The 12,175-nt window shown below is 32.0% G+C and carries 9 protein-coding genes; 6 read left to right on the top strand and 3 right to left on the bottom strand.

Annotated elements, in window-relative coordinates; genetic code table 11:
* Positions 1-42: 42 nt before the first annotated feature.
* Complete coding sequence (locus LGK97_RS04985; RefSeq protein WP_226258652.1) at positions 43-1,416, top strand: MATE family efflux transporter; 1,374 nt, start codon at positions 43-45, stop codon at positions 1,414-1,416.
* 13 nt (positions 1,417-1,429) lie between these two features.
* Positions 1,430-2,293, top strand: a complete 864-nt coding sequence (locus LGK97_RS04980; RefSeq protein WP_226258651.1) for a hypothetical protein — start codon at positions 1,430-1,432, stop codon at positions 2,291-2,293.
* A gap of 69 nt (positions 2,294-2,362) precedes the next feature.
* Here LGK97_RS04980 and LGK97_RS04975 read toward each other — a convergent pair whose 3' ends face one another.
* Together LGK97_RS04975 and LGK97_RS04970 are read right to left on the bottom strand one after the other, a co-directional pair.
* Positions 2,363-3,397 carry a branched-chain amino acid aminotransferase gene (locus tag LGK97_RS04975; protein ID WP_264174969.1) on the bottom strand — a complete coding sequence of 345 codons (1,035 nt, stop codon included), beginning with the start codon at positions 3,395-3,397 and terminating at the stop codon, positions 2,363-2,365.
* A 220-nt stretch (positions 3,398-3,617) separates the two neighbouring features.
* Positions 3,618-4,256: a RusA family crossover junction endodeoxyribonuclease gene (locus tag LGK97_RS04970; protein WP_226258649.1), complete on the bottom strand. Its 639-nt coding sequence runs from the start codon at positions 4,254-4,256 to the stop codon at positions 3,618-3,620.
* A gap of 233 nt (positions 4,257-4,489) precedes the next feature.
* Here LGK97_RS04970 and tsaD point away from each other — a divergent pair, with 233 nt between their 5' ends.
* Complete coding sequence (tsaD, locus tag LGK97_RS04965) at positions 4,490-5,512, top strand: tRNA (adenosine(37)-N6)-threonylcarbamoyltransferase complex transferase subunit TsaD (protein WP_226258648.1); 1,023 nt, start codon at positions 4,490-4,492, stop codon at positions 5,510-5,512.
* Positions 5,513-5,591: 79 nt separating this feature from the next.
* Here tsaD and LGK97_RS04960 read toward each other — a convergent pair whose 3' ends face one another.
* The gene (locus LGK97_RS04960) at positions 5,592-6,656 is read right to left on the bottom strand and encodes an AI-2E family transporter (RefSeq protein ID WP_226258794.1); all 1,065 of its coding nucleotides are present in this window, start codon (positions 6,654-6,656) and stop codon (positions 5,592-5,594) included.
* Between the two features lie 306 nt (positions 6,657-6,962).
* Here LGK97_RS04960 and LGK97_RS04955 point away from each other — a divergent pair, with 306 nt between their 5' ends.
* Genes LGK97_RS04955 through LGK97_RS04945 form a run of 3 tightly spaced genes read left to right on the top strand, consistent with a single transcriptional unit; the run spans position 6,963 to position 12,054 of the window.
* Positions 6,963-7,586 carry a TetR/AcrR family transcriptional regulator gene (locus LGK97_RS04955; protein WP_226258647.1) on the top strand — a complete coding sequence of 208 codons (624 nt, stop codon included), beginning with the start codon at positions 6,963-6,965 and terminating at the stop codon, positions 7,584-7,586.
* Positions 7,587-7,610: 24 nt separating this feature from the next.
* Positions 7,611-9,710 carry an efflux RND transporter permease subunit gene (locus LGK97_RS04950; protein WP_226258646.1) on the top strand — a complete coding sequence of 700 codons (2,100 nt, stop codon included), beginning with the start codon at positions 7,611-7,613 and terminating at the stop codon, positions 9,708-9,710.
* A gap of 34 nt (positions 9,711-9,744) precedes the next feature.
* Positions 9,745-12,054: a hypothetical protein gene (locus LGK97_RS04945; RefSeq protein WP_226258645.1), complete on the top strand. Its 2,310-nt coding sequence runs from the start codon at positions 9,745-9,747 to the stop codon at positions 12,052-12,054.
* The last annotated feature ends 121 nt before the right edge of the window (positions 12,055-12,175 follow it).

Raw genomic sequence — 12,175 nt, 5'->3', positions numbered from 1 at the left:
TGATTAATTAATTTACATAACATAATACATAGGGGTGATAACTTGGAGTCTATAGAAAAAGTAAGTGATACAAAGCAGGTTCGTAAAAAGATTTATTCTATGATTTTGCCTATAACCATTGAAAATATTTTGCAAATGACAGCGGGATTTGTTTCTATGGGAATGATAGGAAGAATTGATGCCATTGCCATAGCGTCACTAGGAATTAGTACAAGAATTACACAAATTATATGGGCGCTATTTAAAGGAATAACAACAGGTGGGGCGGTTTTTGTGGCACAAGCTTATGGTTCAGGAGATCATAAGAAGGTTAAGCATATTATTCAACAAACATTGCTTTCTTCAATAATATTAGTTGTTATATTACAACAGATTATTTTTTGGAAAGCACCAGTATTACTTAAGATCTTCAATCCGAAACCAGAACTATTGGCAAATGCAACCTTATATCTAAAGATTATTTCATGGGGATTACCCTGTGTAGTTGTAATGCTTGTAGCAGCTGGAGTGTTGCAGGCTACCGGGAATGCTAAAACCCCTATGAAGATTGCAATAATAATGAATATCAGCAATATTGTATTTAGTTATATATTTATATTTGGTAAATTTGGAATGCCAGTTTTAGGTATTAGAGGAGCGGCAATTGGAACTTTAATTGCTCAGATTATTGGCGCAGCCCTTGGTATATATGTTTTATTTAATAGAGATGGAATGCTAGGTTCACTATTTAATAAAAAGTTCTTTAAATTAAATTTCAAGCAAATTAGTGGAGTATTCAAAGTGGGAACACCTACGGCACTAGAGTCGATATTTTGGCAAATATCTGCCATAATATTAACAAGAATTATATTGTCTTATGGTGAAACAGCATTGGCATCTTACCAGCTTGGGTTGCAAGCAGAATCTATTTCATTTATGCCAGCAATGGGATTTGGAGTTGCAGCTACAGCATTTATTGGCCAAGCAGTTGGTGCCAAAGATGAGGTTTTAGGGCGCAAATATATGAAAGAACTACTTAGGGGATCGGCAGTTATTACTAGCATAAGTGCATTTATACTAATATTTCTCCCAAGCACAGTTCTAAGGCTTCTTACCAATAATGAAAAAGTCATTGAAATGGGAATAATGTACCTTGTGATAATGGGAATTGTACAACTACCTCAAAATATTGCAGGGGTATTTAATGGTGCCCTTAGAGGAGCCGGATATACAAAGGTTCCTATGATTGTTTCAGGGGTGGGAATATGGATAATTAGGATTCCTTTAACACTCATCGTAACTTATAAATTTAATATGAGCATAAAGGCTGTATGGATAGTTATGGGCATAGATTTAGTAGTGAGGTTTATTTTGAGTTTGACTTTATATAAGACAAGAGATCTTTACAATAAAGAATTAGTTTTTGAGGATGTATAAAGGAGGAATATTTATGAGTTTATTCGGTCCTACCCATGAAGATATATGGAGAATGGTTAGTGATGATATCGGTGCCAAGTTTATAGTTAAAGACTCAACTTTTAAGATTTATGAAGTTGTAAAAGAATTTCACGACTGGGTTATTGTTTTAGATACATATGATTCTAATAATAGATACGAGCGTGTTTATACAAGAGTTTATTGTGTGTTTTTAAATAAGAGTGGTTTTAAGTTTAAAGTTTTTTCAGAGTGCTTTAATAATTATATTCTAAGCTTCTTTGATATGCAGGATATAAAGGTAGATTATGATGATTTAAGTGAAAATCTTATTGTTAGAAGTAATAGTGAGGTTGCTATTAAAATGCTTTTAGAAAATAGTACAATTAGAGAACTGATAAGCCAGCAACCAGATATACTACTAGAAATAATAAGTGAAGAAGACTATGAAGGCAAGGCTAACCCACAAAGCACAATATGTGTTAAGGTTGCGGGATTAATTAAAAATAATGAAAGCTTAAAGAATTTATTTGAATTAATTGGTGAAAGTCTTTTAGAAATTGAAAATATAAGTAGTAAGATTGAAAGTTTGCAGGTGAATAATTTTACTCATTTAGATGTAATTAAAAATAGTGTGAAAAATACATTCATGGAAAGTAGTCAATATAAGCACCTTACAGAGAATATAATCAGCAATGCTAAAAAGCTTCTTCATAAAACAGATAACTCCTATACGGGTGGTAAAAGTAAGATTGATAAGTCCATAGTAGTAAGAAAAAGTATTATAAATAAGAAACAAAAGAATGGTGTATCTTATACAGAAAATAGCAGCGGAGAAATAAAAAATAATTCTTCTGGGGATTATATTGATAATGAATAATTAGATGTGAAAGCTATAAAAAACACAACTTCAAGTTTGAAGTTGTGTTTTTTTAATAATTATAAATAATTATTTTACTTCTACCATCCATCCTTCTGGAGCATCTATGTCACCAAACTGGATTCCGTAAAGAGTATTATAAAGTTTTGTAGTAACTGGGCCAACTTCTGTCTCGCTATGGAAAACATGAAGGTTATTTTTATACGCTATACCACCGATAGGTGATATTACAGCAGCTGTTCCACATGCGCCAGCTTCTTTAAATTCATCTAGATTATCAACTAAGACATCTCTTTCTTCTGTTTTTAATCCTAAATATTCCTTTGCAACGTGCAGCAGAGAACGTTTAGTTATACTAGCAAGTATTGACGGTGATTTTGGAGTTACAAACACATCATCATTTGTAATTCCAAAGAAGTTTGCAGCGCCAACCTCTTCAATTTTAGTATGAGTTGCAGGGTCAAGATATATACAGTCTGCAAAACCCTTATCAACAGCATCTTGATGAGCTAAAAGACTTGCAGCATAATTACCGCCGACCTTTGCAGCTCCTGTTCCATGAGGTGCAGCTCTATCAAATTCTTCTGTAATCATAAAGTTTACTGGAGACATTCCGCCTTTAAAGTATGGTCCTACAGGACAACAGAATATACCAAATAAGAATTCAGGGGCAGGTCTTACTCCAAGGTTATCACCAATACCTATAACATAAGGCCTAAGATAAAGTGTTGCACCAGTTCCATATGGTGGAACATAAGCTTCATTTGCTTTAACAACTTGAATACATGCATCAATAAATTTTTCAACAGGTATTTCAGGCATGAGAATACGTTTACAGCTTTTGCTGATACGTTTAGCATTTTCATCTGGTCTGAACAGTTGGATTTTGCCATCTTTTGTACGATAAGCTTTTAATCCTTCAAAACATTGTTGGCCGTAGTGGATAGCAGTTGAAGCTTCACTTATTGTGATATTGTTATCTTCAACTAGTTTACCATCATCCCAATTACCATCTTTCCACATTGAAATGTAACGCAAATCTGTTTTCATGTAGCTAAATCCTAATTTACTCCAATCGATGTTAACATTTGTTTTCATATGCATCCCCCTATTATGTAAATTTTTCATTAAAAATACATTTATACAACAATTAAAAGATAATATTAAATTGTATTTATTTTTATATGTTGTATAAGATTTGTATAACATATATACAACATTATTATAACATATAATATGGGTATGTAATATTATTATCAGCATTTTAGTGAATTAAATGCTGAATATTTTTCAAATAAGCAAAAAATACATTGATAATATGTATTTAAAATAGTTTTTTAAAACAGTTTTTACATAAGGTTGTTTTGCCCTTGTTGGCAGAAAGACAGGCATCCTTTGATACAGGTTTCCTACATATTTCACATATAAGTCTTGAATCGGGACAAGTGTTATCTACAGGCTTTGATTTATTTGCTTTAGTACTTAAGGTATTCTTTTTATTTGAAGGTGGGTCATAATTTATAGATTGTGCCTTTTCATTTCTTTCAACTACTGAATAATTCATAGCATAGGTGCTTTCGCAAAAAAGCTCTAATTCAAATCTAGGATTTACTGTGTCATAAAATTCTTCAATGATAAGTCTTGTAACTTGTGCATCATTTACTATGAGGCCGCTTTTCTCTATTCCATCGAAGATACTTTTTGTAATGTTATTTGTATCAGGATGTCTTTTTACGCTTTTATAATATACTTTTAGTACAGCGATAAGAGATTCTGTTAAGGTAACACCTGGATTTTGTATTCTACATTGAAAAGCAATTTCTTCTTCATATAAAGCATATCTATCATGATATTTGCCAGAATTATAGGGTAAAATTGCCCTGCCATTCATATTGAAGAGCTTAAAATTTGATTTTGAAATAGGTGAGCCTTTTATTATGACTTTTGCGTAACTGATACTCATATGTGCCTCCTAGCATGTACGTTTAATAGATAATAACTGTCAATAAGAACCTGCTATAATATAGTTATATATATAATTATAACATAGAAAAGCCTTATCATTGTAGGGTCACGTGGTAAGTAATATAAAAGTTTGAAATGATAAAGTTAATAAAGTATAATTAAGATATTCTATTAAAAAATTCAAGCATTCTAAGAATGATTATATATATTATACTAAAGGTGGTAAAGACAATGGAAAAAGATATTAAAATACTTGCAATTGAATCAAGTTGTGATGAGACAGCAGCAGCAGTGGTAGTGAATGGCAGGCAGGTTTTATCAAACATAATTGCATCGCAAATTGATATACACGAGAAATTTGGAGGCGTTGTTCCTGAAGTGGCATCTAGAAAGCACATTGAAGCAATAAGCGCTGTTGTTCAAGAGGCACTAGATGAAGCAAAGATAACATTAGAGGAGATAGATGCAATCGGGGTAACCTACGGACCAGGTCTAGTAGGTGCATTACTCGTAGGAGTCCAATATGCTAAGGGACTCGCTTACGCAACCAATAAACCGCTCATCGGAGTTAATCATATAGAAGGGCATATAAGTGCTAACTTTATTCAGCACAAGGAGCTTGAACCACCATTTATATGTTTAGTTGTTTCAGGGGGACATACTACTATTGTACACATGAAAGACTATGGTAACTTCGAAGTTATGGGCCAAACTCGCGATGATGCAGCAGGGGAAGCTTATGATAAGGTAGCTCGGGCCATTGGTCTTGGATATCCTGGTGGTCCTAAAATAGATAAAATAGCAAAAGAAGGAAATGCAGATGCTATAAAGTTTCCAAGAGCTAATTTTCATGATAATAGCTTAGATTTTTCTTTTAGTGGAGTTAAATCAGCAGTGCTAAATTATTTAAATAAAGCGAACATGAAAAATGAAGAGATTAATGTGCCAGATGTGGCAGCTTCCTTTCAAAAGGCAGTGGTTAATGTTTTGGTGGATAATGCTTTAAAGGCATGTGAAATTAAAGGTGTTGATAAAATAGCTATAGCAGGAGGGGTTGCATCAAATTCTTGTCTTAGAGAGACTATGATAAAGGAAGGTCAAAACAAAAATATAAAAGTTTTGTTTCCTGAAATGATTCTTTGCACTGATAATGCAGCTATGATTGGAAGTGCAGCTTACTTTGAATTAATTAATGGAAGGGTTTCGGGATTAACTCTTAACGCAATGCCGAACTTAAAGCTTGGGGAGCGCTAGAATGCTATAAAGATAGAGAATTTATAAAAATAAAAAACAATGTAAGTATAATTTATTATACTTACATTGTTTTTTATTTTTATAACACAATATCTTTCTCTTCTAATCTCCTATTAATGAATCTTTTAGTTAGAAGTACAATAACTGCAAGGGTAGGTGCTCCTAGGAACATTCCAAGTATACCAAAGGCTCCACCACCTACGAGTATGGCAAGGATAATAAGTAAAGGGCTTAAACCAAGGGAACTCCCAAGTATTTTTGGACCTAAATATAACCCATCAAATTGCTGAAGAACAACAATGAATACAAGTACCCAGAAGGCAACTACAGGGTTATAAAAAAGAGTTATAATAGTTGCTGGGACCATTCCAATAAGAGGCCCGAAATAAGGGATCATATTTGTAATTCCAACTATTAAACTTATAAGTACAGTATAGGGGATGCTAAAGATACTAAGTCCCACAAAGCATATAATACCAATAATAACGGAGTCGATAAATTTTCCTACAACAAAGCTTGAAAAAATATAATTAACTTCATTACTAAAGGTTAAAAAATCATCTGCTCTTTCTTTTTTAAATATTGCATAAATTAGCTTTTTCATATTTATTATTAAGACTTCCTTATCCTTTAGAAGGTAGATAGAGACAACAAAACCAAATACAAACTTCATAAATGAAGATGTGAATCCTAGGGCTGTTATAAAAGCAACGTTAATACCTGTATTTAGATACTTACTTAAATTAGTTATAAGTGAAGAGGTGCTTTCATCTAAATATTTAGTTATACCATACTTATCAAGCAGTTGAATTTTATCCATATTTTGAGAAATCCAAATTTGAGTCTTGGAAATATATTGAGGAGCTGAATATGATAATTCACGAATACTAGCACCTATATTAGGGGTTAGTATGGTAACACTGAAAAATAATATGCTTAAAACACATATGTAGATAATAAGTAAAGTTATAACACGTCTTGTGTGAAACCTATTTTCAATAATTACCATTATAGGATTTAACAAGTATGCTATACCGAATGCCCATATAAATGAGCTTATGTATGAAATAAAAATATGGATACTATCAGTAAGCAACCCAAGATTATTTACTAATTTGAATAAGATAAAGGATAGTAAAATCACAGGAATTAAATTTAAATAGGGTATCTTTGTATTCTTGAACAAGTCTTTCCACTTCCTTAATTAATAATTATTTTATTAACAACCGCATTATATGATTATATCATAGATGTTAAACTTAATAGATATTTATAATATTTTTATGTCTAATACTAGCAATTGAGTTTGATTAAAGCGATTTTTGATATTCACATATTATTCACAATATAATTATTGACTATTGGTCATAAAAGCATATAATAAATAAGTGTAACATATAAATGACCAATGGTCATAATATTAAAATAGAAATAAGGTGGTAAATGTATTATGGAAAAAGATAAAACTACTAAAGAAAAGCAAAGCAAATCGGAAACAAATAAATTAAATAAACAAAAGAGTCTATATGACGCTGCATATGAACTTTTTACAACTAAAGGAGTTAATGATACGGCTATAAACGATATTGTAAAAGAAGCGGGAGTAGCTAAAGGAACTTTTTATCTTTACTTTAAAGATAAATATCATATTATTGATTTGATAGTTTTAAGAAAGAGCTCTAAGGTTTTAAAAGAAGCTATTGAGATATCTATGAAAAAGGAGTTCCAACAATTTGATGATAAAGTAATATTTTTTGTGGATTATATAATTGAGTATTTAAGAAACGATAAAAAACTTTTAAGGCTTATATATAAAAATCTTTCTTGGGGAATTTATAGAAAAATAATGGCAGAGCCTTTAGAGTACAATGAAATGAAGGAAATTGCAAAAGTATTTATGGATAATATAGTAAGCAAAAACATGTGTGTCACGGAAGCAGAAAAAACATTATTTATGATTATTGAACTAACAGGATCTATTTGCTATAGCTCAATTATATTAGAGGAACCTGATACTATAGATAACATGAAACCAATTTTGTTCAAAACCATTAGAAAAATATTACAAAATTAATGTTCTAAGAAAGGGATGACCTAATTGAAAAAGTTTGGACATTTTATAGCTAAAAACAGGATAATAATTTTAATTATCTGTACATTATTACTTATTCCATCTGTGTTTGGAATGATAAATACAAAAATAAACTATGATCTTTTAACCTATCTTCCGCAAAACCTTGATTCAATGAAAGGGCAAAACATTTTAGATAAGACCTTTTCAAGTGCAGCTACAGCAATGCTAATTGTTGAAGATATGGAAGCTAAGGATGTTGTGAAAATAAAAGAAAAGATTGCAAAGGTTCAAGGTGTGGAGAAAATTATTTGGACAGATGATATCTTAGATACTTCTGTACCTAAAGAAATTTTACCTGATGAAATTAAAAGTTCTTTTTATAGTGGAAATTCTACCATGCTAATAATTAAATTTAAAGAATCCGCATCTTCAGAAGCCACTCAAAATGGTATAGCAAATATAAGGAAGATAACAAATAAGCAGTGTTATTTAAGCGGTATATCGGCCATTGTAAAGGATACTAAAGATTTAGCTGATAAAGAGACACCATTTTATGTAATGATTGCCGTTATATTATCAGTGGTGGTTTTATCACTAACAATGAAATCTGTTATAATTCCATTTATTTTCTTATTAGGTATAGGGTATGCCATATTATACAATATGGGAACAAATATATTTCTCGGAGAAATTTCGTATGTAACAAAGGCATTAGCAGCAGTGCTTCAACTTGGTGTAACTATGGATTACTCAATATTTTTACTTCATAGATATGATGAAGAAAGAGAACTTATGCCAAATGATCACATAGGAGCAATGGGAGATGCAATAGCAAATACATTAGTCGCTATAACAGGAAGCTCACTAACAACTGTGGCAGGTTTCTTAGCATTATGTACCATGCAACTTGCATTAGGTAAAGATATTGGGATAGTAATGGCAAAGGGAGTTTTACTTGGAGTTATATCTACAGTAACAGTATTGCCAGCATTAATTTTAATATTTGATAAATCTATTCATAAATTTAGCCATAAGACATTACTACCTGAATTTACTAGGACATCAAAGTTGGCTACAAAACACTATAAAATAATCACTGTAGTATTTTTACTTGCATTTATACCAGCCATTTATGGAAACAATCACACTAAGGTTTATTATAACTTAGATGAATCGTTGCCAAAGGATTTAGATTCTATTGTAGCAACAAACAAACTAAAGAAAGATTATAATATGACAACAACACACTTCATTATAGTAAATGATAAGCTTGAAACTAATAAAGTAAAGGAAATGGTGCAGAAAATAGAAAAGGTAGATGGAATTGAAAAGGTACTTTCATCAGATAAATACTTAGGACCATTAATTCCAGAAAGCTTTATACCCGAAGATATTAAAGATATGGTACAAAAGGGTGGGTACAAACTAATAATGGCAAATTCTAAATATAGAGCAGCTACAAATGAAGAAAGTGCTCAAATAAATGAAGTAGTTAAAATTACAAAAGAATACGACCCAAAATCAATGGTTTCAGGAGAAGGACCTCTTACTAAAGATTTAACTGAAATAGCAGATGTAGACTTTAAGCATGTTAGCATAGCATCTATTGGTGCAATATTTGCTATAATAATTTTAGTGTTTTCATCTCTATCTATACCAGTAATTCTGGTTTTAGCGATACAGCTAGCAATATTTATAAATATGGCAATTTCATGTTACATGGGTAATGTTATCCCATTTGTAGCATCTATAGTTATTGGAACTATACAGCTAGGTGCAACCGTTGACTATGCAATATTACTTACAACAAGATTTAGAGAAGAAATGAGAAATGGACATGAGAAAAACCAGGCTATGGAAATAGCAGTTCAGGGATCTGCCAAATCTATTGTAACCAGCGCATTAACTTTCTTTGCAGCAACGGCAGGGGTAGCAATCATTTCTGATATGGAAATGATAAGCTCACTATGCACAATGATGGCAAGGGGAGCACTAATAAGTATGGGAATTATCCTGTTTGTTCTTCCATCTATACTACTAGTAAGTGAAAAATTAATAATAAAGACTAGTAGAAATTTCAAATCTAAGCCGGAAGGGATTAATAAACTTAAGGTAAAAGCATAGTCAGAAAGTTAAAACATAGAGGAGATGTATTAGCGTGAAAAATAAATGTATGTCTAAAAGATTATTAAGTATTGTTTTAATAGGCTCATTAGCTAGTTCAAATATGGTATATGCTACTGAATTAATTCAAAAGGATGAAACTGTTTACGTTACATTAAATCAGCAAGGACAGGTTAAAGAAAGAATAGTAAGTGATTGGATTCATTCTAATGAAAAAAATGTTGAGATTAAGGATAAGTCTATATTAAAAGGTATAAAAAATGTAAAGGGTGAAGAAAAACCCAGTGGAGTTGGTGAAAATTTAACTTGGAAGTTAGAGGGGAATGATGTTTATTACAAAGGAACTACTGATAAAAAGCTACCTATAGATGTAAGTGTTAAGTATTTTCTAAATGGAAAGGAAATTAAACCAGAGGAATTGGTAGGCAAAAGTGGAGAAGTCAAAATAAAAATTGATTATAAAAATAATGAAAGTCATATGATTAATATTAAAGGAAAAAACAGAAAGGTATATACTCCATTTAGTACTGTAACTGTATTAGATTTGCCAGTAGATAATTTTAAGAATGTCAATATTAATAGTGGGAAAATTATTAATGACGGAAATAACCAGATAGTTACTTTCATTTGCCTTCCAGGAATGAAGGAAAGCTTAGGTTTGTCGGATAGTACATTAGACTTAAAAGAGAGTTTAGAAATTACGACGCAGGTAGAAAACTTTGAAATGGGTCCCATAATGATAACAGGTACTCCTGAACTTCCTAATATAGAAGAGTTTAAAAGTGCCTCATCTTTAGGGGATTTAGTAAAGGGTATAAATGATATCCAAGATGCCAGTACTAAGTTAGTAGGTGGAACGGGAAAATTATTTCTTGGTCAAAAGTCGTTGGCTGATAATATGGAGTTGTTTGACAGCGGAGTAAATAAGCTAGGCGCTGGAGCCTTAGGATTAAATACTGGTATGACAAAGCTTGGAGAAGGTGTTAGTGCAGCACAAAATGGGGCAGTGCAGGTAGCAGATGGATTAAAGGAATTTGCCATAGGTACTACGAAGTTTGGCAGTGGGGCTCAGCAATTTGGACTAGGAGCAGAAGATTTCTCGGCAAATTCAAAAGGTTTTGCCGAGGGTGCCGTTAAGGTATCAGATGGAACCGTAAAACTTGTTGAAGGGACTAAAGGACTTTCAGAAGGTGCTAATAAGTTAGTTGAAGGGACTACTACAGTATCGGTTAAGATGGAATCATTAAGTCAAGGATTAAATGCAATGGTGGATTCCACAGAGAAGCTAAAACAAGGTCAAGAGCAAGTAATAGCTGGAGCAGAGCAGAGCTTAAAAGGTATAGAGAAATTAAAAAAAGGTAAAGAATTAGAAATAAAGGCTACAGGTACTTTAATAGCAGGAATAGAAAAATTACAGGGTCTTATTAGTCTATTAGGAAAGATTCCTGGTACAGGTGAAATAGCTCAGAATCTAAATGAGGGATTAGAAAGTGAGAAAACAGGTCTTATATCCTTAAAGAGTAGTGGAAATGAATTCTTACAAGGATTAGATGACCTTGAATTAGGGATAGCAAAAATTAAAGCAGGTTCACAGCAAGTAAATTCAGGTATGACTCAGTTACAAGAAGGGCAAAAAAATGCAGCCACAGGTTCTAATGAATTGACTAAAGCTACAAGACAAATATCAGATAAAACTGGAGAGTTAGCTAAAGGGGCAACTCAGCTTGCGCAAGGAGGAGAACAACTAAGGCCGGCAGCAGAAAATCTTAAAACTGGTAGCCAAGGACTTGTAGGTGGAGCAGAAAAATTAAATGTGGCAGCTAAGGACTTGAGTGTAGGAACAAAAACAATGGGAGAAAGTACTCAAAAGTTAGTAGTAGGGTCTCAAAGTGTTGCAGATGGTTTAATGAAATTAAATAATGAGGGAGTAAAACCATTAGCACAAGGTGCTGGTAAACTAAATTTAGCATTGGGAGAACTTTCTGTTGGATCAGGAAAATTAAAAACAGGTGCTGAAAAATTAGCAAATGGAAGTAAAGAGCTAGACGAGAATATGAAAAAATTTGATAAAGATGGTATTCAAAATATAAGCAGTAAAATGGGAGAGTTACAAGATGCTATTGATGTAAAGGATGAGCTCGTGAAAATATCTAATAATTACGGTACATTTTCAGGTGTAGGCGATAATATGGATGGTAAAGTTAAATTTATTATGAAAACTGATGAAATAAAAATAAAAGTTGCACAAGTTAAAGAAGAAACCAAAACTGTGAAAGAAGATAAAACGGGATTCTTTGGATGGATAAAAAATTTATTTAGCGGAAAAGATCAAGCAAGAAAATAATAAGTTTTAAAATGCAGATTGCGGATAGATATAAAATACCAGCAATCTGCATTTTTCATCTAAAAGAAATTGTAAAGTTCTGAATATAATGATACACTTTTGTTATATATAATAAATGCTG

It is taken from the genome of Clostridium sp. CS001 (genome assembly GCF_020443565.1).
In the GTDB taxonomy this organism is placed as follows: domain Bacteria; phylum Bacillota; class Clostridia; order Clostridiales; family Clostridiaceae; genus Clostridium_AD.
This window is presented reverse-complemented; position numbering and strand designations above follow the sequence as displayed.

Bases quoted from the DNA above. Each gene is read 5' to 3' on its own strand.
- LGK97_RS04970 (WP_226258649.1), bottom strand. From the start codon at position 4,256: ATGAGTATCAGTTACGCAAAAGTCATAATAAAAGGCTCACCTATTTCA.
- tsaD (WP_226258648.1), top strand. From the start codon at position 4,490: ATGGAAAAAGATATTAAAATACTTGCAATTGAATCAAGTTGTGATGAG.
- LGK97_RS04980 (WP_226258651.1), top strand. From the start codon at position 1,430: ATGAGTTTATTCGGTCCTACCCATGAAGATATATGGAGAATGGTTAGT.
- LGK97_RS04975 (WP_264174969.1), bottom strand. From the start codon at position 3,397: ATGCATATGAAAACAAATGTTAACATCGATTGGAGTAAATTAGGATTT.
- LGK97_RS04955 (WP_226258647.1), top strand. From the start codon at position 6,963: ATGGAAAAAGATAAAACTACTAAAGAAAAGCAAAGCAAATCGGAAACA.